This is a genomic window from Bacillus sp. SRB_8 (genome assembly GCF_003264205.1).
Classification (GTDB): Bacteria; Bacillota; Bacilli; order Bacillales; family Bacillaceae_G; genus Bacillus_A; species Bacillus_A mycoides.
On sequence record NZ_NADT01000004.1, the window covers coordinates 339,760 to 361,362 of the forward strand.

The 21,603-nt window shown below is 37.1% G+C and carries 20 protein-coding genes; 10 read left to right on the forward strand and 10 right to left on the reverse strand.

Annotated elements, in window-relative coordinates:
• Positions 1-52: 52 nt before the first annotated feature.
• Complete coding sequence (locus tag B5P40_RS03805) at positions 53-937, reverse strand: LysR family transcriptional regulator (protein ID WP_002129960.1); 885 nt, start codon at positions 935-937, stop codon at positions 53-55.
• A 135-nt stretch (positions 938-1,072) separates the two neighbouring features.
• On the opposite strand from B5P40_RS03805, the gene B5P40_RS03810 reads away from it, so the two are divergent.
• The gene (locus tag B5P40_RS03810) at positions 1,073-3,073 is read left to right on the forward strand and encodes a YhgE/Pip domain-containing protein (protein ID WP_113708868.1); all 2,001 of its coding nucleotides are present in this window, start codon (positions 1,073-1,075) and stop codon (positions 3,071-3,073) included.
• Positions 3,074-3,126: 53 nt separating this feature from the next.
• Here the strand turns inward: B5P40_RS03810 and B5P40_RS03815 are convergent, their stop codons facing one another.
• From B5P40_RS03815 to B5P40_RS03830, 3 genes are all read right to left on the reverse strand, one after another.
• The gene (locus B5P40_RS03815; RefSeq protein WP_000609851.1) at positions 3,127-3,507 is read right to left on the reverse strand and encodes a VOC family protein; all 381 of its coding nucleotides are present in this window, start codon (positions 3,505-3,507) and stop codon (positions 3,127-3,129) included.
• A gap of 194 nt (positions 3,508-3,701) precedes the next feature.
• Positions 3,702-4,859, reverse strand: a complete 1,158-nt coding sequence (locus tag B5P40_RS03820; protein ID WP_113708869.1) for an acyltransferase — start codon at positions 4,857-4,859, stop codon at positions 3,702-3,704.
• A gap of 167 nt (positions 4,860-5,026) precedes the next feature.
• Positions 5,027-6,244 (reverse strand): dicarboxylate/amino acid:cation symporter, encoded by a 1,218-nt coding sequence (locus B5P40_RS03830; RefSeq protein WP_113708870.1) that lies wholly within the window; start codon positions 6,242-6,244, stop codon positions 5,027-5,029.
• 224 nt (positions 6,245-6,468) lie between these two features.
• Here B5P40_RS03830 and B5P40_RS03835 point away from each other — a divergent pair, with 224 nt between their 5' ends.
• From B5P40_RS03835 to B5P40_RS03845, 3 genes are read left to right on the forward strand one after another with little or no spacing between them, the layout of a single operon-like run.
• A complete protein-coding gene (locus B5P40_RS03835) occupies positions 6,469-6,771 on the forward strand; it encodes a PTS sugar transporter subunit IIB (RefSeq protein ID WP_002089630.1) in 303 nt (100 codons plus the stop codon).
• A 14-nt stretch (positions 6,772-6,785) separates the two neighbouring features.
• Positions 6,786-8,087 (forward strand): PTS cellobiose transporter subunit IIC, encoded by a 1,302-nt coding sequence (gene celB / locus B5P40_RS03840; RefSeq protein WP_078175843.1) that lies wholly within the window; start codon positions 6,786-6,788, stop codon positions 8,085-8,087.
• Between the two features lie 9 nt (positions 8,088-8,096).
• Positions 8,097-8,414: a PTS sugar transporter subunit IIA gene (locus B5P40_RS03845; RefSeq protein WP_078175844.1), complete on the forward strand. Its 318-nt coding sequence runs from the start codon at positions 8,097-8,099 to the stop codon at positions 8,412-8,414.
• A 110-nt stretch (positions 8,415-8,524) separates the two neighbouring features.
• On the opposite strand, the gene speD is transcribed toward B5P40_RS03845, so the two are convergent.
• Positions 8,525-8,896, reverse strand: a complete 372-nt coding sequence (gene speD, locus B5P40_RS03850; RefSeq protein WP_113708871.1) for an adenosylmethionine decarboxylase — start codon at positions 8,894-8,896, stop codon at positions 8,525-8,527.
• A 27-nt stretch (positions 8,897-8,923) separates the two neighbouring features.
• Positions 8,924-10,051 (reverse strand): polyamine aminopropyltransferase, encoded by a 1,128-nt coding sequence (locus B5P40_RS03855; protein ID WP_113708872.1) that lies wholly within the window; start codon positions 10,049-10,051, stop codon positions 8,924-8,926.
• 425 nt (positions 10,052-10,476) lie between these two features.
• On the opposite strand from B5P40_RS03855, the gene B5P40_RS03860 reads away from it, so the two are divergent.
• The 5 genes from B5P40_RS03860 to chbG all read left to right on the forward strand — a co-directional run bounded on the left by B5P40_RS03860 (position 10,477) and on the right by chbG (position 14,695).
• Positions 10,477-10,779 (forward strand): PTS sugar transporter subunit IIB, encoded by a 303-nt coding sequence (locus B5P40_RS03860; protein ID WP_001023565.1) that lies wholly within the window; start codon positions 10,477-10,479, stop codon positions 10,777-10,779.
• A 16-nt stretch (positions 10,780-10,795) separates the two neighbouring features.
• Entirely contained in the window at positions 10,796-12,103 is a 1,308-nt protein-coding gene (gene celB / locus B5P40_RS03865) for a PTS cellobiose transporter subunit IIC (RefSeq protein ID WP_078175846.1), read from the forward strand.
• Between the two features lie 186 nt (positions 12,104-12,289).
• Positions 12,290-12,610 carry a PTS lactose/cellobiose transporter subunit IIA gene (locus tag B5P40_RS03870; protein WP_113708873.1) on the forward strand — a complete coding sequence of 107 codons (321 nt, stop codon included), beginning with the start codon at positions 12,290-12,292 and terminating at the stop codon, positions 12,608-12,610.
• 3 nt (positions 12,611-12,613) lie between these two features.
• Positions 12,614-13,939, forward strand: a complete 1,326-nt coding sequence (celF, locus tag B5P40_RS03875; protein ID WP_002034744.1) for a 6-phospho-beta-glucosidase — start codon at positions 12,614-12,616, stop codon at positions 13,937-13,939.
• A gap of 51 nt (positions 13,940-13,990) precedes the next feature.
• Positions 13,991-14,695 carry a chitin disaccharide deacetylase gene (chbG, locus tag B5P40_RS03880; RefSeq protein WP_113708874.1) on the forward strand — a complete coding sequence of 235 codons (705 nt, stop codon included), beginning with the start codon at positions 13,991-13,993 and terminating at the stop codon, positions 14,693-14,695.
• A gap of 40 nt (positions 14,696-14,735) precedes the next feature.
• Here the strand turns inward: chbG and B5P40_RS03885 are convergent, their stop codons facing one another.
• Entirely contained in the window at positions 14,736-15,917 is a 1,182-nt protein-coding gene (locus B5P40_RS03885) for a chromate transporter (RefSeq protein ID WP_113708875.1), read from the reverse strand.
• 189 nt (positions 15,918-16,106) lie between these two features.
• On the opposite strand from B5P40_RS03885, the gene exsM reads away from it, so the two are divergent.
• Positions 16,107-16,520, forward strand: coding sequence for an exosporium regulatory protein ExsM (gene exsM / locus B5P40_RS03890; RefSeq protein ID WP_002166452.1), 414 nt, complete (start codon positions 16,107-16,109; stop codon positions 16,518-16,520).
• Between the two features lie 73 nt (positions 16,521-16,593).
• Here the strand turns inward: exsM and B5P40_RS03895 are convergent, their stop codons facing one another.
• The 3 genes from B5P40_RS03895 to B5P40_RS03905 form a co-directional block, all read right to left on the reverse strand.
• Positions 16,594-19,272, reverse strand: coding sequence for a sigma-54-dependent transcriptional regulator (locus B5P40_RS03895; protein WP_002034748.1), 2,679 nt, complete (start codon positions 19,270-19,272; stop codon positions 16,594-16,596).
• Between the two features lie 258 nt (positions 19,273-19,530).
• Positions 19,531-20,268, reverse strand: a complete 738-nt coding sequence (locus B5P40_RS03900) for a polysaccharide deacetylase family protein (protein ID WP_002129943.1) — start codon at positions 20,266-20,268, stop codon at positions 19,531-19,533.
• A gap of 208 nt (positions 20,269-20,476) precedes the next feature.
• Positions 20,477-21,550, reverse strand: coding sequence for a glycosyltransferase family 4 protein (locus B5P40_RS03905; RefSeq protein WP_113708876.1), 1,074 nt, complete (start codon positions 21,548-21,550; stop codon positions 20,477-20,479).
• Between the last annotated feature and the right edge of the window lie 53 nt (positions 21,551-21,603).

Below are 21,603 nucleotides of genomic sequence, written 5' to 3' on the forward strand. Positions count from 1 at the left end.
GGGGATGGTACCTTTTATTTGTGTCGTTATTTGTTTGTAAAGCGATATAATTTTACGCCCTAATATTGGAGAAGTAATCAATCACGAATTCACGAAATTGCTGGGCGGTGTTTGATAAATAGCGCTTCTTCGACCAACTTAAGCCGATAGTTCGTTCGCAATTAGGTTCAATAATACGTAACTTATTTGATGCTAAAGTAGAGTTTTTTAATAAAGTTAAACTTGGGACAAAGGCGATGCCAAGACCTTGCTTAATGAGATCGCTAATCACGGTTGGTTCATCTACTTCAAAAGCGATATGTGGAGTGAAACCAGCTTTTTTACAAAATTCATCTGTTAAGTGCCGAAATCCGTAACCAGTGTTCATACTAATAAACGATTCGTCTTTTACTTCATGCAAATAGATACTTTCGCGGTTTGATAACCGATGTCCTGAAGGAACAGCTAAGAAAATTTCTTCTGTGATAAGTGGTTCCCAAACCATTTCCTCGCCTTCAATTGGTACAGAGGAGATACAAAAATCAATTTCCATATTATCTAGTTGCCGTTTCATAGAAGGAGTAGATGCGAGAAATTGTTGGAATCGAACGTTAGGGTGTTCTAGTAAAAAAGAACCGAGTAACTCGGGTAATATTCTTGGAATAGAAACTGCAAGTGTAATAGAGCCTTGTTGTAATTCAGCTAAATCTTTAATTTCGCGTTCCCCTTCACTTAATTCATGAAAAATGCGTTCCACTCGTTTTAAAAATACTTTGCCGAAAGAGTTTAATGTAATCTGTCGACCTTGGCGATCAAATAAGGGGACGCCTAAGTCCTTTTCTAGTCTAGCGATTGTTTTACTGAGTGAAGGCTGCGCGATATGCAATTCTTCAGCTGCTTTTGTCATATGTTCTAGTCGTGCGACTGTCTGAAAGTATTTTAATTGAAGAAGTTCCACTTCGAATCTCCTTTCTATAGACCAAAAGGAATGAATTGATAATTAAAGATGTATTATACAGTATGGAAAGTGACGTGTATAGTAAATCTGTTAAACCATTCGAAGGGTGTTAAATTAGGAGAAGGAGTATGTTTCATGAAGGGAATTCAACTTATATTTAAAGATTGGAAGGCGATGTGGAACCATAAACATGGACGTATCGCTTTAATTTTTTTATTAATCGTTCCTTTAATTTATTCAGGATTCTTCTTAGCTGGATATTGGGATCCGTACGGAAAATTAGATAAATTACCTGTTGCAGTTGTTAATTTAGATAAGGGTGCTGTGATGGATGAAAAAACAATCCAGGCTGGAGACGATTTTGTTAAAAATTTAAAAGAGAATAAGGAATTGGCGTTTCATTTCGTATCAGAAAAAGATGCTGATGAAGGGCTAAAAGAAGATAAGTATTATATGGTGGTTACGATTCCGGAGGAGTTCTCTAAAAAGGTAAGTACACTAATGGATGAGAAACCAGAGCCGGCGAGGCTGCAGTACAAAGTAAATCCAGGGAAAAACTTTGTAGCAGCTCAAATTGGAACGACAGCTGTTGAAAATATGAAAACAAAAATCTCAAATAGTATTACGAAATCTTATACAGAAGGTGTCTTTTCAAAGTTTCAAGATTTGGCACAAGGGTTGAGTGATGCAAGTAATGGTGCTGAGAAGTTGCACGAAGGAACGACGGATGCAAAAAATGGGGCGAATCAGCTTGCAGATGGTATTCATCGTTTAAATGATGGAACAGTGAAGTTAAAAGAAGGAAGTGATAAGCTTGCCTCTAGTCAATCTGCCTTAAGTGGCGGTGCAAATGAGCTGAGTCAAGGAGCGACCTCACTTCATAGTGGTATGGAGTTATTAGCTCAAGGTGAAAAAACTTTACAATCAGGAGTTAGTGAATTAAGTGCTGGTACAAATGAATGGGTGAACGGAAGTGAGAAACTTGCTGAAGGGCAAGTGAAAGCGGACAATGCAGCAAATAGTGTAAAACAACAATTAGAAGAGTACGTGAAAAGTCATCCAGAAGTGCAGCAAGATCCTGCTTTTCAAAAGATCATTGCTACTTCTAACGGATTAGCTAAAGCAACAAACACTTTAAATAATAGCCAACAACAATTGACACAAGGTGCGCGGAAGCTTACTGATGGTCAGCATAAGATTGAGGAAGGCATGAATACATTCGGAGTTAAGTTAAACGAAGCTACCGCTGGAACGAAAAAGATAGCAGATGGTACTTCGAATTTAGCTGATGGATTTACGAAGTGGGGAAATGGATTTACATCATTACAAGAAGGTGTAAATCACCTTGCGAGTGGCGGAACAGAGCTGAATCATGGTGCTGATAAGTTAACGAACGGACTTGTTAAACTTGACGATGGTGCGAAAGAACTTTCTACGAAATTGGGAGAGGGCGCAGAGAAGATAGCGGATGTTCGCAATGATGATGCACGCAATACGATGTTCTCAGAGCCGGTTCAATTAGTGAAGTCGACAGTTTCTGATGTGCCTAACTACGGTTCAGGTATTGCACCATACTTTTTATCACTGGCATTTTATGTTGGCGGAATTATGGCATCGAATATTTTACCTCTTGGCCGTAGACAAAATATGAAGGTAAGCGGAACAGTACATTTTATTAATAAACTAGGATTAGTATATTTAATTGGACTCATTCAAGCACTACTTGTAGATGTGGTAGTGTTAGGAGTTATGAAATTAGAAGTTGCAAGTGTATCACTCTTTGTTTTATCAAGTATTGTTATTTCCTTTACGTTCATGACATTTATTCTTATGTTAGTAACGGTATTCGGCATTGTTGGGAAGTTCGCAGCGGTAACGCTTCTCGTTCTTCAATTAGCGACGAGCGGAGGTACTTTCCCAGGAGAGTTAAATATAGCTGTGCTTAGCAAAATTGGACAGTTTCTCCCAATGTCTCATTCTCTTAGAGGATTACAAGATGTTATCTCTTTAGGAGATTGGTCGCAATTACGAATGCAAATTTTAATTTTATTATGCTATCTCGTTGTCGCTGGTGGAATCACATGGGTTACGAGTCATATACAGCATAAGGAAACGAATGCAGAGCAAGTTTCTTAATAAAAGAAGCTATCCGAAAAGGTTTTATTATGACCTTTTCGGATAGCTTTTTCTTATTTCTTTTCCATAACTGCAAAGTAGTTATTTTCATTATCAGCAAAGTTGAACGCTCTACCAGTAGGTAAATCTACAACTTGTCCAACTGTAACATTTTTCTCAGAAAGATCTTTATACAGTTGATCTAAGTTATTAGAGAAGAACATAAGTGAAGGGGTATTTAAGTTTAATTCAGGTTGCATCTTCGCAATTAACGCCTTATCGTGAAGGACGATGCTTGTTCCAGCTTCTTTTGCCGGCGCAATTTCAATCCAGCGAAATCCTTGACCGTTATTTTCTTCCGCAACGATTTGGAATCCTACTGTTTCTGTCCAAAATTGTACTGATTCATCTTGGTTATTTACATATAACATAATTTGCCCAATTTGATTAATCATAGGTGTGTCCTACTTTCTTTTCTTATATGAAATACTATCCCGCATTAACGGGCAGTAAGACCCCTACCTCAAAATTCAGCAAAAGAAAAGAAGTTAGGTGGGGATCGGGCTGCCCGTAAATGCCCGATTGGTTCAACTAATAATCAGTGGGGGATGAAGAACCCCTCCACTGATTAAAGTTTCACTTTATTATATCAAATATATGGTTTAAATACTTTTTCATGATTTTTCCGAATGGCAATCTTCGCCCATTTCATATTTGTCGTAGGGGAAGGCCCTGTAACCCACGTGTGAAATGGTAGTATGCTACCAATGGCCATTGCTGAAATAGAGATTGTGGTCGTTAATATAAATAGTAATAGGCTATATAATATTGTGTTTTCTTGCAGTGCGAATAAGGAAAGAAATTTTGTACATAGTTGCAAGAAGAAAAAATGAGCTAAATAAGCGCCATACGTGTAATTCCCGATAAAACGTAAAGCTTTATATAAGAAACCACGTCGCTGTACAATTGTAATAGATAACACGTACAGTATCATAATTTCACAAACAATATATAAAAACATGGACGGTTTTAAATAAGTAGAAACCGTTAAATGAATAGAATTGGCGCCGTAAAAACTAAATAACTCATAATTGATGAATAAAAATAAGATGAAAAATAGTATTGTGATAAGCGGAATATGTTTCATGACAAATATACGCCAAGTTTTTAATGATACAGCAGCTATTCCTCCCATGACGAAATAGAATGAGTAGAAGAAGAAGGAACGATCTGTATAATGTAAAATGGTTGAACTAGTCAGTTTCTCTCCATTAAAAATGTAGTGAGAAGAGTACCACATTAAGAAGAAATATAGACAAGCGAAAATGGTCATATATTTATATATGTCTTTTTTATTTTCTGTTCGTTTTTGAAACCAATAAAATAGTGTGCATAGCAACGGGAACAATAAGTGAATTTGGAACATCATAATAACGTACCAAAGATGAGGTGCAGCTGTTCCGAGTAATAAACTTTTTATTCCGCCTTGTAGTGTAATGACATCGTTTGTTGTTAATAGGTAAAGAATAGACCAGAAGAAATAAGGAATGAGTAAATGTGCGGCTTTTTCATAAATATATTCTCTGTAAACGAGTTGCTTCGTATATAGCCGAATTAAATGGAAGCCGACGATAAATATGAATGCAGGTGCTGAAAATTTTGCAAGATTAAATAGCATGCCCATAATGAGAGATTGCTCGAGTAAGACATTTCCTTGATTCATTGTATATAATAAGGAACTTTGCAAAACGACAGCAAGAAATGCAATGCTTTGCAAAACTTTGAATTCTGGTGCGCTTTGAGTCATTGTATCCATCTCCTTTTCCATACATGATTATAGTACGGAGAATGGATAATGGATGTGGAATATTTGTGAAGATTATAACAAAATTGTGGCGGGATGGGATTATATCGACGTTTCGACAAATAACAACAAAAAAGAGGATGCTCCACCGAGCATCCTCTTTCTATATATTAAGCAAATTTATTTTTGATCCAGTTTTTACCTTCTACAAGGCGAGCTGTCATTACGGCACAAGCGTTATCTCCTGTTACGTTTAACACTGTTGCAGGAGGATCGATGATTGTACTAATTGCGGCGATAATTGGCAATGCTTCTGGTGGGAATCCGTATAGAGAAACGATTAACATTTCACCAATCATACCCCCGCCCGGAATAGCACCCATTACTGTTCCTACTAATAGAGAAACAACAAGTGCAATTGCTAATGTTTTCGGTCCTTCGAATTCCATGTTGAAAATACCGAATAAGAAAGCAATTTTTAATACCCCGCCTAAAACAGATCCATCTTTATGAAGTGTAGATCCAAGAAGGACAACTGTTTCACGAACGTCAGAAGAAATACCCATTTTCTTCGTTGCTTCTAAGTTCGCTGGAATACTTGCGGCACTACTACAAGTTGCAAGTGATGTAACTGTAGGAGAGACCATGTTCTTCCAAAATACTTGTACACCTTGTTTGCGACCTGCAAGGTACGCATAGAATGTAAAGAATACAAAGAAGTAAATAAGAGAAGCTGGATAGTATACCATTGCTGCTCGGAAGTAAGTTCCAAGAAGTTGTGGTCCGAATTCACCAACTAATGCTGCGAAGTAGGCAGCTAGTCCGATTGGAGCATAGTACATAATGAAAGATACGAATTTCATTGAAATTTCTGCACCAGCTTGTAGGAATGTAGCGAATGGTTTTCCTTTTTCACCAACTGCTGAAGTTGCACCCCCCATTAAGATAGAGAAGAAAATAAGGGCTAACATGTTCTCACGAGATAGTAACTTTGAAAAGTCTGATACTGTTATGATACCGACAATTTGATCAGCAACACTAACTGCTTTTTCAGCTTTATCAGGCTGCGTTAGTTCTAATACAACACCTTGTGCTGGCGGGAATACTTTCACGATAATAATCATAAAAATAGCAGCTAAAATACTTGTAAATAAGAAAGTTCCAGCCATACTAGACATAATTTTACCGAAACGTTTTAATCCATCCATATTAGCAATAGATGACGCGATGCTAAAGAACACTAACGGTACAACAATCGTAAACATTAAGTTTAAGAAAATGTCACCAAGCGGCTTTAAAGCAACTGCATCGGCACCCATGAAATAACCAATGAAACCACCAATTAGGATAGAAGATAATAAAATAAGCGGAAAGCGATATGCCTTCATAAATATATCCTCCTATCGATTATAAAAAATCATACTGAATCATTATAGCGAGTTAGAGACTTCTTTACTAGGAAAATACGGATAGATGGAATAGCGTGAAAACCGAGAAATTTTTGTTTTTAAGCTCGGCATACAGTTAGAAATCTAGACATATATATTTGTAACCTAGTGGTGCCAAGGGCTACACCATAACTTAGGTTTGGAAAAAGGGGGAGGGGAGCGAGATGAATATTTTACTTTGCTGTGCAGCGGGAATGTCTTCCAGTTTGATTGTTACAAAAATGGAGAAAGCAGCAGAGGCAAGAGGGATACAGGTAAAGATTTGGGCAGTATCAGGTTCAGAAGTGCGAAATCATATTGATACTGCAGATGTACTTTTACTTGGACCGCAAGTACGTTATTTATTACCGAAAATGAAAGAATTATGTAAGGAGAAGGGAATACCTGTTGATGTCATTCAATCCGTCCATTACGGACTTTGTAATGGAGAGGCTATCTTACAAGCAGCTTTGTCCATGAAACCATGAGGAGAGTGGGATAGATGATAAAGTTTTTAGAGAAATATGTGATGCCAGTGGCAGGGAAGGTTGCAGAGCAGAGGCATTTGCAAGCGATTCGTGATGGAATTATTTTGACGATGCCTTTCTTGATTATTGGATCTTTCTTTCTAATTATTAGTGCTTTACCCATACCCGGGTATAATGATTTTATGGCAGGATTGTTTGGGGAGAGTTGGCAAAAAGCTTTGGGGTATCCAGTTAGCGCAACATTTAATATAATGTCTTTAATAGCTACTTTTGGAATCGCTTACAGACTTGGTGAGTATTATAAAGTGGATTCTTTAGCATCTGGTGCATTATCACTTGTATCATTTTTGCTTGCAACACCGTTCCAGGTTATGTATATGATACCAAATACAAAGGAAAGTGTACTTGTAGATGGGGTTATACCAGCTGCGCTAATGGGAAGCCAAGGTTTGTTTGTGGCGATGATTATTGCAATTATATCTACTGAAATTTATAGATTTATTGTGCAAAAAAAGATGATTATAAAAATGCCAGAGACAGTTCCACCAGCAGTAACACGTTCATTTGCTGCGCTTATTCCAGGTTTTATTGTCGTGACGGTTGTTTGGATCATTAGATTGATTTTTGAACATACGACTTTCGGTAGTATTCATAATGTTGTAGGGAAGCTTTTACAGGAGCCTCTTAGCGTGCTTGGGGCTAGTCTTTGGGGCGCGGTAATCGCAGTTATTATTGTCCATGTACTTTGGGCTTGCGGAATTCATGGCGCTGCAATTGTAGGTGGTGTAATGAGCCCGATCTGGTTGTCGTTAATGGACCAAAACCGAATTGCTTTTCAGGCTGGCCAAGACGTACCGAATACGATTACTGCGCAGTTCTTTGACTTATGGATTTATATGGGCGGTTCTGGCGCAACACTTGCTTTAGTTGTAGGAATGTTATTATTTGCGCGAAGTCAGCAATTGAAAAGTTTAGGACGATTGTCGATTGCACCTGGTATTTTTAATATTAATGAAATGGTGACTTTCGGAATGCCGATTGTAATGAATCCGCTTTTACTTATTCCATTTATACTGGTTCCAGTCGTGTTAACGGTTGTTTCTTATTTTGCAATGGAATGGGGATGGGTTGGACGTCCGAGCGGAGCTGCTGTACCTTGGACTACACCTATTCTTTTTAGTGGATATTTAGGATCAGGCGGGAAAATTTCAGGGGTTGTTTTGCAACTCGTTAACTTTGCGATTGCATTCTTTCTTTATTTGCCATTCTTAAAAATATGGGATAAACAAAAAGTAGCGGAAGAAAAGGGGGAGTAAAGAAATAACATGGATACGATAGAGACGAAAGCTTTTCATTTAATCTTGCATGGAGGAAATGCGAGAAGTTGTTCAATGGAAGCAATTGATTGTGCGAAGCGCGGTGAATTTAAGGAAGCGGAAGCTAAACTACAAGAAGCTTTAAATGAATTGCAAGAGGCACACCGCTTACAAACGGAGCTCATACAGAAAGAAGCTGGCGGGGAAAAAACCGAAGTTACCCTTTTGATGGTGCATGCACAAGATCATTTAATGAACGCAATTACAGTGAAGGAATTGGCGAGTGAGTTTGTAGAATTATATAGAAAGATGTCGGTGGATGAATGAACCTTGCTTATGCGAGGTTTTTTTATGTATGTGTCCGTACCATCAGTGGAGTGTTTGTTCCACTGATGGTATTTACAATCCTCCTTTTTACGGATGGGTAAGAGTGATAATTAATCGGCAGTAATAATCTCTCCTGTACCACGAATTAGTTTTTTTATATGCATCTCATTTGGTCTTAATATACTTATGATATAATTAATCGCTATTTGCGGTTCAACGGTCGTACCGCACGTATAACAGTCGATGGCTGCAAAGTTTTTTTCTGGATAAGTGTGAATTGAAAGGTGGCTTTCGGATAGTAAAACTAAAACAGTAACGCCATGCGGATCGAATTCTTTTGTACTTACGTTTAAAATATGGGCACCAGAGCAATCTGCAGCGTTAACTAAATGATATTCTAAAAAGTGAACATCATCTAATAGGGAAAAGTCCACTCCCCATAAATCTACTATTATATGCTTACCAAAAGTAGAATATTCCATAGGGTAGCACTCCTTACTATAATATTGTCAAAACTCCATTTCCTTTTTGTAACATTGATGTAGGATAAGATTCGATTCTGAGTTTAAAAGAGCGAGATTACGTTGTTCTAAATGTTCTTCTTTAAATTGAAACAAAGGAGAAAGAAGAGAAGGTAATGTTCGAGGAGTTGGTATTACATATAATTGCTCAATTTGATCGAGTACATAGGCAGAATTAGCAGCAATATGAAATCCCCAGTCAGTTCCGAAAGAAGGAACGATTGTATGATAACTTTTCACAGTTAATCCAGCATGTTCAATAGTGTTACCGATGCTCCAATATACTAGAGGTGCATCAGCAGGTGAATTAGATTGGCAGACGAACGCACCATCTTCTGTTAAAAACGTAGCTATACGAGCAAAAAGTTCGCTTGTATATAAAGTACTTAATAACTCTGTCGCTGGATCAGGGAAATCAATGATGATTACATCGTATAAAGATGAAGGTGAATTTAGAAATTCTTTTGCATCGCATACGTGCACGTTCACGCGATTATCAAAAAAAGCGTTTTTGTTTAAAGATACTATTTCTGGAACATTACGTGCCATATTAATCATTGCCTCGTCTAAATCAACAAGGTCTACGTGTAGCACAGTTTCATATTTCAAAACTTCTCGTAAGGCAAGACCATCGCCACCACCTAATATGAGAACACGTTTTGGATCAATTCCTTTTGCCATAATCGGATGTACAAGCGCTTCATGATAAATTTGCTCATCAACGGAGCTGAATTGTAGTTGCTTGTCCAAGTATAAGCGAACATCGTTTACTTGGACTAAGTTAATATTTTGATAATTACTCTTTTCTTCAAATAAATTCGTATGTTCACCAGCTTGTATTTCCTTTAGAGAAATTTCATCCCACACATCTAAGCTGTGTGAATCTGTGGGTACTATAATTACATTTTCCGATTGTACTTGCTTATCGTCTTCATCCTCGTCGTGTTTATCTGGTTCGTCGTGTCTGTCAGGTCTGTCTTGTTTATCTTCAGTGTCCTGTCGATCTAGTGTATCCGTGTTGGAATTTAATTCAGAATCCTCTTCTTGTTTATACCATTTATTTTGAACCTGTATTCTATAAATCTTCATTCTATTCTTTTTTCTATGCTTTGGCATTGGAATCCCCTTTCAAAATACTTTATTTTATTCTATTCTATGTAATTTAATAGAGTTTGACTGGACAATAACTAGACGAGTGTCTTGAATAGGTATTTGTTTTGATTTGAGTTGAAATATTATATTTTTTGGTACTATATTTTCACACTTTTAAAAAAATTAGTGTTTTTTTGTTTTAAACACAACTAGACAACTAAACACTAATCTATTTTCATACAGTTATGTGTTAAAAGTGAGGTGTTTTATAACACACTGTGTGTTTTTTTGGGGACACACTGATTGAAAGCGGTAACACACAAAGAAATCACTCGAAAAAACGCTGATTTTAGGCGTTTTGAAAAGTTGGCACGGTAATTGCATTAATAAATAGCGTAAAGAAAAATAAAAAACATAAATTTTTTATACCACACAAGGGGGATTTATAAATGAATATTTTATTATGTTGTTCAGCAGGGATGTCTACAAGTTTACTAGTTACAAAAATGGAAGCGGCTGCAAAAGCTCGTGGTCTAGAAGGTAAGATCTGGGCTGTATCTGGGGATGCAGTAAAAAACAATATCGATCAAGCAGACGTACTATTATTAGGACCGCAAGTTCGTTACATGCTTTCTACAATGAAAACGCTTGCCGATGAGAAAAACGTTGGAGTCGATGTTATTAACCCGATGCACTACGGCATGATGAATGGAGAAGCAGTTTTAGATCACGCATTAACACTAAAAAAATAATTAGGGGGGAAGCGAAATGCAAAAGTTTATTGCATTTATGGAGAAGTATATTGTTCCTGTCGCTGGTAAAATCGGATCGCAACGTCACTTAGCTGCGATCCGTGATGGATTTATTGCAGTTATGCCACTTATTTTAGTTGGTGCATTGGCATCACTAATTAATGGTTTTCCGTCTGAAGCTTTCCAAGAGTTCATGAAAGGTTTGTTTGGTGAAACGTGGAAACAAGTTGGCAGTGGAATGTGGACTGGTTCTTTCGCAATTCTAGCACTAATCATAGCATTTACAACAAGTTATAACTTAGCAAAATCTTACGGCGTTGATGGTTTGTCAGCAGGTATTATTTCATTTGGTGCGTTAATTATTCTTACGCCAACAACACCGAAAGAAGGCGGATTGAACTTAGCTTGGACAGGGGCACAAGGGCTATTTGTAGCAATTATCGTGGCACTCCTTGTTACTGAGGTATTCCGTTTCTTTGTACAAAGAAACATTACTTTTAAAATGCCTGATGGAGTACCACCAGCAGTTTTAAGATCTTTCGCAGCTATAGTTCCAGCATTTGTTATCTTAACAGTAGTTGCAGGTATTCAATTAGCAGTGAAATTAGCTGGTACAAGTGTTCATGAATTTATCTTTAATACGATTCAATCACCACTGCAAAGTTTAGCAGGGACATTACCAAGTGCAATTGTCATTGTACTCCTTGTTCATCTTCTTTGGTTCTTCGGTTTACATGGGCCAAATATCGTTGGTGGTATTATTGAGCCATTATACTTACCGGCATTAGAGAAAAATATGAAGTTATTCCAAGGTGGTACATCTGCATTTGATGTTCCAAACATTATTACAAAACCATTCTTTGATACTTTTGTATATCTTGGTGGTTCTGGTGCAACATTAGCGTTCTTAGTGGTCGTATTACTTGTAGCAAAAAGTGCACAATTACGCGGTGTATCTCGCTTATCAATTGGACCAGGTGCATTCAATATTAACGAACCAGTAATCTTTGGTACACCAATTATTTTAAATCCAATTTTATTCTTACCGTTTATCCTAACACCAATTGTATTAGTAATTACTTCTTATACAGCGATATCTATTGGTTGGGTACCAAAAACAGTTGTGATGATTCCATGGGCAACACCACCAATTATTAGTGGTTATCTTGTAACAGGGGGACATCTTTCAGGTGCAATTCTACAGTTATTCAACTTTGTAATTGCGATGGTAATCTACTATCCATTCGTTGTATTATCTGACCGTTCTGTTGTTCGTACTGAAAAAGCAGCAGCACAAGGAAATAACAACTCTGTACCTATGTAACATAGTAATTGTTCTCACAGGTAACATTATCTGTGAGAACAATCACCTTTATATCATGTTCAGAAAGATGAGACCCATCTACAAGAACACCAAACTATCATTAATAAAATAATAATTTAATAGAAATGTTCAAACTGAAGGGGTATTTAAATCGGTTGAACCATAATAGAGAGGGCGGTAATTACGATGACTACAGCAGAACAAATTCCATTCCAATTGATTTTAAATAGTGGTAATGCACGAAGCTTTGCAATGGAGGCACTTCAATTTGCCAAACAGGGGAAAATGGCAGAAGCTGATGAAGCGATGGTAAAGGCGAAAGAAGCGATTAATGAAGCGCATCATTTCCAAACAGAGCTCATACAATCAGAAGCAAGAGGGGAAAAAACAGAGATTAGTGTTCTTTTAATTCATGCACAAGATCATTTAATGAATTCTATTACGGTAAAAGAATTAGCAGCAGAATTTATTGACCTTTATAAAAAGCTAGAAGCGAAAGGGGAATAAAGCATGACTGGAATTAAAATTGCTACAATCGGCGGTGGCTCTAGTTATACACCAGAGTTAATTGAAGGGTTTATTAAACGTTATGACGAGCTTCCTGTTCGTGAAATTTGGTTAGTAGATATCGAGGCAGGAAAAGAGAAGTTAGAAATCGTTGGTGACTTAGCGAAACGTATGGTGAAAAAATCAGGTTTACCAATTGATATTCATTTAACACTTGATCGCCGTGAGGCATTAAAAGATGCTGACTTCGTAACAACGCAGCTTCGCGTTGGTTTGTTAGAAGCACGTGCAAAAGATGAAGCAATTCCATTAAAATATGATGTAATTGGTCAGGAAACGAATGGTCCTGGTGGTTTGTTCAAAGCGCTGAGAACGATTCCTGTTATTTTAGATATTTGTAAGGACATGGAGGAATTATGTCCAAATGCATGGCTTATTAACTTCGCAAACCCAGCAGGTATGGTAACAGAAGCTGTACTTCGCTACACGAACATTCAACGAGTAGTTGGTCTATGTAACGTTCCAATCGGAATTCGTATGGGTCTTGCAAGATTACTTGAAGTAGATGCAAGCCGGGTACACGTTGATTTCGCTGGTTTAAATCATATGGTATACGGATTAGATGTATACTTGGATGGCGTAAGCGTAATGGATCGTGTATTAGAACTTGTAACAGATCCAGAAAAGCAAATTACGATGGAAAACATTGCTGCGCTTAACTGGGAGCCAGACTTTATTCGCGGTCTTCGTGCAATTCCGTGTCCATATCATCGTTACTACTATAAAACACGTGAAATGTTGGAAGAAGAGAAAGCAGCTTCGATTGAAAAAGGTACACGTGCAGAAGTAGTAAAACAATTAGAAGATGATTTATTCGAGCTATATAAAGACCCTAATTTAGATATTAAGCCACCACAATTAGAAAAGCGCGGCGGAGCTTATTATAGTGACGCAGCATGTAGCTTAATTACGTCTATTTACAATAATAAAGGTGATATCCAGCCTGTTAATACACGAAACAACGGAACAATTGCAAGCTTGCCACATGATTCGGCTGTTGAAGTGAACTGTATTATTACGAAAGAAGGTCCAAAACCAATTGCGGTCGGAGATCTTCCAGTACCAGTTCGCGGTTTAGTACAGCAAATTAAATCATTTGAGCGCACAACAATTGAAGCAGCTGTTACAGGGGATTATCATAAGGCGCTGCTTGCTATGACAATTAACCCACTTGTACCATCAGATAAAGTTGCAAAACAAATTTTAGATGAAATGTTGGAAGCACATAAAGAACATCTTCCACAATTCTTTAAGAAGATAGAGAAATAAAAAGCGGCGCTGTTTAGCCCGCTTTTTTTAATTCTAGTAGGAGGTATTGCGATGATTAAACTAATTGTAAATGCAGATGATTTCGGTCTTACGGAAGGTACAAATTACGGGATTATTGATGGACATAAAAACGGGATTGTAAATTCAACGACGATGATGATGAATATGCCAGGGACAGAGCATGCCGTACGCTTAGCGAAAGAGTATAAAACGTTAGGGATAGGAGTTCATCTCGTATTAACGGCAGGAGAACCGCTTCTTAAAGACGTTCCATCACTTGTAAGTAGCGATGGATTGTTTCATAAACAAAGTGTTGTATGGGAAGGAAATATAAATCCAGAAGAGGTAGAAAAAGAATGGACTGCTCAAATTGAGAAGTTTTTATCTTACGGATTAACACCAACTCATTTAGATAGTCATCATCACGTGCATGGATTACCGCTTTTAAACGACGTTCTTGAGAGATTAGCAAGTAAATATAATGTTCCAATTCGTCGTTGTGAAGAAGAGCGAGCGGTGCGCCCATTTTCAGATGTGTTTTACAGTGACTTTTACGCTGACGGTGTGACGGAAGATTACTTTGTGAAGTTAAAGGAAAGAGTGCAGGACGAGCAAACGGTAGAAATTATGGTGCATCCAGCATATATTGACCCAGAGCTTGTGAAACGTTCTTCTTACGTAATGGATCGCGTGAAAGAGTTGCGTATTTTAACGGAGAGTGAGCTTCCTGAGGGAATGGAGCTTGTGAAGTTTTAATAGGAAAACGACGGCTAAATGGGGCCGTCGTTTTTTGTGCTTACAAAATGGATAGAACATATCCACCGAAGGCCCCGATTATAACGATAACCCAAGGTGGTGTTTTCCAAAAAGCGAGTAAGCAAAATAGAAGAGAAGCAAAAACGAAATCTACAGAATTCATAATTGTACTCGTCCAAATTGGATCATAAAAAGCTGCAAGTAAAATGCCGACAACGGCTGCGTTTACTCCAAGTAGTGCACCTTGTATGTAAGATACTCTCCTTACGCTGTCCCAAAATGGTAAAACGCCAACAACGAGCAGGAAGGCAGGAAGAAAGATAGCGATCGTTGCAACAACTGCTCCGGCGGTTCCATTTAGCGCTGCTCCTATATAAGAAGCGAATGTAAATAGTGGCCCTGGCACTGCTTGTGTTAATCCGTATCCAGCAAGAAATTGTTCTTTTGTCATCATCCCGTTTTGTACAAACTCACTTTCAAGAAGAGGAAGTACGACATGCCCTCCGCCAAATACAAGTGCACCAGAGCGATAGAAGCTGTCAAATAAAGAGATGAAATAAGAGTATGGTCGTAACATCGGTAACAGTATTAATAGTCCGAAGAATAAGACGAGACAAGATATGGCTACCATTTTTGAAATAGGTACGTTTATTTTATGAGCTTGGCTAACTGGCCGGCCACGATATAAAAACCAACCGATGAAACCAGATACTATAATGAGAATTACTTGTGTCCAGCTACTTGGCCATAATAGGGCGATTGCGGCAGTTGCAATTGCGATTGTTGCACGGTTTCGGTCTGGTGTTAACTTTTGAGCCATTCCCCATATTGCATGAGCGACAATTGCGACCGCTACAAGTTTCAGTCCGTGAATCCAGCCAGTACTTCCAAGCTCGAATTGGTTAAGAAATGAAGCGAAGAAAACTAAAACGAGCACAGATGGGAGAGTGAATCCGATCCATGAAATAATGGCTCCTAATAATCCGCCGCGCAATAAGCCAACTCCCATACCGACTTGGCTGCTAGCAGGGCCAGGAAGGAATTGACATAGTGCTACTAAGTCTCCGTAACTTCGTTCATCCATCCATTTTCTTTTTTGCACGTATTCATGATGAAAATAACCAAGATGGGCGACAGGACCACCAAATGAAGTAAGTCCTAATTTAAATGATACGAGAAAAATCTCTATTAATGATTGGAAAGAGTAGTTATTATTTTTCAAAATTTCCTCCTAGACTGTTTTTCTAAGTGCATTATACAAGAGGGAGTAAAGCAAAAGAAACGATTTTAATGTAAAGATTGTGTGAATCTTTTCTTCGTAATTAAAATTTGAAAAAGTCATAAATGATTATGTCTAAACCATAAAGTAGTAGAAGTAGTGCTGGGAAATTTATATGAGGAGAATGCCCGTATGACAACACATTTCTTTGCTAGGTTAACAGGGAAGAGGGAAGTACCTCCTGTAAATACAGAAGCTTACGGTGTAACAGAGCTCATTTTTAGTGAAGATTTAAAGAAGTTGCAATATCGGGTCATATTAAAAAATATAAAAAAAATCACGTCATGCCAAATTCATTTAGGAAAAGCGAATCAAATTGGTCCAGTTATTTTAAGTTTGTTTGGTCCGTTAGAGCAAGGAATTAGCGTGAATGAAGGAGTCGTTACTGGTGTAGCTAGAGTAGAGGATTTTGAAGGGCCTTTACAGGGGAGAGCATTTGACAGCTTGTTTCAAGAGATAATGCAAGCAAATGTATATGTAAATGTTAATACGAAATCTAATAAAAAGGGAGAAATAAGGGGGAGAATAAGGGAAGTAAAGAAGTAAGCGAAAAGGCTGTCCAAAAAACATTTTGGAACAGCCTTTTCTAATTATATAGAGTGCTACAATATCGCCTAGTTTAATTTTTTACAGGCTGATTTTTAATGAAGAAGTCCATTATATAAAATACTTCGTCATCTGGGATTTGTATTTCAAATGTATTTTCAATAGGTTGCAATGCTTTTTTCACTTTCATATACATCCAGTACTCATCTTGTCTTCGTTTCTCTTTATCAGGATGAGGGAGGAGACTTTCGCCTTTTTGAAGACGGTCAACCATGCAGCTCATATGCAAAATCACACCCATTAAACTGTCGGGAGTTAGCTGTAAAGAAATCAATTCTTGAATTGTATTTAATGCATAACGAATTGTTTTAATAAGTAATGCTCCATCGTTACGCTGCATTTGTTGTTCAAGAATATCAGCCATTTTTGCATATGTTTCTTCATACGTAATCAATTCTTGAATTGGTTGAATAGCTGTGTAGTTCACAATGTCTTGGAAATGATATGTTAAGCAAGGTATTTGCATATCGAAATTCGTGACGATACAAATGATATTACGCTCTTTTTTTATGTTCTCGATCATTTTCGTTAAATCTTTTTCATGAACGATGCTAATCGGAATAATTTCAATTAAGTCTTTATCAAAGCGTAAATAGTTCTCTAACATTTTTTGAATTGCTAAAGCACTTCCTTCGCCGGTTAAACAAGCTGTTAAAATCACGGATTTCATTGGCGATAGTGGCTTTTTCTTTTCTTCCTGTACGTTTAAATAGAACGGTGTTAAGTTCTTCACTGTTTCGTATAGTGCATCTAATGAATAGCCAAGTTGAGCTTTTCGAGCTGCTTCTAGTGCGTGTGGTGTACTCGTCATGGAAAGAACACGTACAGGGATTTTGAATTCAGTTTCTAATATATCACCAATATAAGCGAGAGATCCCATATCAACAAGTAAGAGAAGCCCGTTTACATTTTGAAGTGTTTTCATATACACTTTAACACGCTCTAAGAAGTCTTTTGGTGATTCATGCAAGGGCATATCGATACCAGTTACTTCATCAATACCGAGAAGTTCGTTTGCAACGTTTGCCATTTCTGTTGCGATGCCATTACCGTGTGCTAATATTAATACTTTTACTTCTGTTTGTGAGGCAGGAATTGGATCAACAACGAAGAACATTGTTAAAAAGCCAGCTTCATCAATAGGTATTGTTATTTGTAATTCTTCTTCTAATAGCTGAATACATTGCATAGCTACGGAAAAAGCTTCTTTATATTTCGTACGAATTTGATTTAATTGTGGGTGGTGAATTTGTTTCCCGCCCTGTAAACGTTGTAGAGTTGTCTGTACATGTAAACTTAAAGCGAGAAATACTTTTTCATCGAAAGTTTTAGATAAATATTTTTCAGCTAGTTCCGCGATTTTTTCACATACGGAAACGATATTACGATCCACAATTTTAAAAACATTTTCATGACTTGTCTTTTTAGATATTTGGTTAAAGTATTGGACGAAAAAGCTTTGAATATCATTTTCTATTAGTAATTCTAATTCTTCCTCTTCAATGCCGCGTGCTTGAAGTTCTTCATATTTATAATCAATATAATCGTAAATAGAAGAGCGACTTCCTTCGGGTTTTATTGTATGTTTACTCCAACCTTCATCACCTGTAAATACAAATGTTTCATTTGGTATTTGATATAGATGACGGCTCTTTCTTTCAATAAATAATCCTTCTTTCATATACCAAGGTAAATCTGTACTTGAAACACAGACAGAATCACGTTTTTTTGTTACGAAATCAGAATAAGCTTTCGCACAGGCAATTTGTACGTCCGTTTTCAATTGACCGATGTTATTTGGACAATTGTAAAAGACGAAAGCACGCATTGTATTTGGACTAACATGAATCTCTTTCCTTAGACGAATTGCTTCATTTGTAAAAAATAGTTGTAGTAAAGCAAACCGTTCTTTATGTGTTCGCTCACGAAGTGGTGGAAGCGTAACGGTCATCGGAATACGTCTTGTAAATGTTTTTAATAAGAATGAATTTGGTTCTTCGGTTGTTGCAGTAATAATCAACACTCGTGCCTTACGTTCATTTTCCGTTTCTCCAAGGCGGCGGTATACTCCGCGATCAATAAATGTGAAGAGCATCTCTTGTCCTTCTGGAGGAAGGCGATGTACTTCATCTAAGAAGAGGATTCCTTCATGTGCTTTTTCAATTAACCCTTTTTGATCACTGGCACCTGTGTAAGCTCCTTTTTTTATCCCAAATAACTGTCCAAGTAGTAGTTGTGGATTGTTTGCATAATCAGCACAGTTAAAGACGATAAAAGGTGCATCTTTTGGAAGTTGTTCCACTTCAATTGCGTATTCGTGCATTAAAGAAGCGAACATCGATTTTCCGACACCTGTTTCTCCAAGTAGTAAAGTATGCATACCGTTTGGAGGATAGAGAATAGAAGCTTTTGCTTTTTCAATTGCAATTTTTAGGCTTGTATTTTCAATAGCAAATGTATCTAATGAAGTGCCCTTTGTTGAATGCGTTTCCAATGAAGTGTTCGTTTCTATATAAAAACGGACAGGGCGTGTACTCGTTTTTAATAAACGATTATCTTTCACAAGCTTGTTTAAATCGCTACTAACATTTGCACGGTCTAACTGTAGAAGTGTAGCGAGTTCTGATGCTGTTATACCTTCTGTATAATTCCCTTTTTGTATTGCGTTAAAAATGAGATCTATTCGTTTCATTTCTATTCACCTCGAAACTTCATCACTATTTAAAATTCTACACAAAAATGAGAAGTGTGGGAAGAGAAAAATAAAGTGAAACTTTAATCAGTGGGGTTTTTGTTCATCCCCACTGATTATTAGCCTTCACCAATCGGGCGTTTACGGGCAGTTGATCTCCCACCTAACTTCTTTGTTCCAGCTGAATTTTGAGGTGGGAGTCTTACTGGCCGGCAAATAGCGGGGTAAAACAGCTTTAGTACATAGGCACTAAAGCTGTTACAATCTTGTGTCTTTCCAAAAATTCACTTCGAGATGGGAAGATGGATTGTAGGGAAGTAGTTTATATCCTTGTGAGTGTAAATAATCAATTACTTTTGGGAGTATTTGCACTGTGACACTAGAATCATGCATTAAAATAACCTCTACTTGTTCATCGCTTTGATTTCGTACCCTTTCTAGTATTGCGGAAGGATTATCATAGCTTTTCCAGTCATATGTATCAATTGTCCAATCCCACATTTTATACTGGGCAGATACGAGTGCATCACGGTAATTCTTTTTTAAGTAAGGCATGCTACCGTATGGGACCCGAACGAGATGTGTATTTAAATGTGTAACTTGCTGGACAATGTTTTGGGTTTGCTCCATTTCTGCAATTAAAACAGATGGATCGCCAGTATAAAGACGTTTTACATCATGCGACATACTATGGAGACCGATATAATGTCCATCTTTAATCAATCGCTCCATCGTTTTTTTATAATGTGGCACCTTTCCGCCAATAACGAAGAAAGTTGCTTTTCCGTTCTTCTCTTTTAAAATATTTAAAATTTGTGGTGTGTATTTATTTGGTCCGTCATCAAATGTTAAGTACGCAATTTTTGTTGTAGGAGAGGTAGTTTGAATACTTTGGTAATCTTTTACTTGAATGTCTGTAGTTGCTTTTGTATTCGATGATGCGTACATAGTAATAGTTAAAAATAAAATTATACATTGAAGTAATCGCTTGATCATAACATTCACCCTCAGTTTGACAATCAAGATGTAAAAATGAAAATTTGATACTTTTTTCGTTATACGTATATCTTTCTCCAATAGAGGCACTCTCAAACAATCTATATTTTGGAAATGGGGAATAAGGATTAAAAAATAAAAAATAGCATCCTCTTATGAAAAGAGGATGCTATTTGAATATTTCATAATAGTAAAGGCTATACTACAATTAGTCTTCGTGTTTTTTCACTTTTTTATAGAAGGAAATAATTGGTTTGTAACGTTCGTGTACAAGACCGATTACTTCAGCAATGATTTCTGTAAAGAAGATTAAAATGAAAAGAAGAATAATGGATAACCATAATGTTGCACTACTGAAAATAATTGCATTTACACTAAAGAAAATACCCAATGCGTAAATAATTAGTACCGTTTTACGATGAGAGAATCCCATTGCAAGCAAACGGTGATGTAAATGCGATTTATCAGGTGCTGAAATAGGCTTTTTATTTACGATACGGCGGATAATTGCAAATGTCGTATCAAATATAGGTACACCTAAAATAATGATTGGAACGATAAAACTGAATAACGTTACGCTTTTGTATAATCCAAGTAACGATATAACAGAAATACAGTATCCTAAAAATAGTGCTCCTGTATCTCCCATGAAAATTTTTGCTGGATGGAAGTTGTAGAATAAAAATCCAATTGTACTTGCTAATGTAATCAGTGCTAGAGGTAATATAATAGCTGCTCCAGTACCCCATGGGCTAGTGAAGGCCATATATGCTAGCGTTGCAAGTACGATAGATGAAATCCCTGCGGATAATCCATCTAATCCATCAATTAAGTTGATGGCATTTGTAATACCGACAATCCAAAATACAGTAATTGGATAAGCAAGCCATCCGAGTTCAGTATCTCCAAGAATTGGAATATATAATACTTGCACTAATAATCCACTTTTTACAATCATGATGGCAACTAATAGTTGTCCACCGAATTTTACCCTCGCAGATAGTTCGTACATATCATCTAAAATCCCGATGATAACAATGATGATAGCACCTAAAGTTATCGATAACATTCTTTGTTCGTACAATCCACCGACAACAAATCCTACGGCTACACCGATGAAAATTGCTAACCCGCCAAGACGAGGCATAATTTTTTGGTGTACTTTACGCGCATTTGGCTTGTCTGTTGCTCCTATTTTGAAAGCTAATTTAATAACTAAAGGAGTAACGACGAGTACAGTGATGAAAGATGCCAAAATGGCATAAATCACTTGTGAGTCCATTAATACCCCACCCTTTATAGTTTAACGTAATTTTTTCAATCTTATTTATCTGA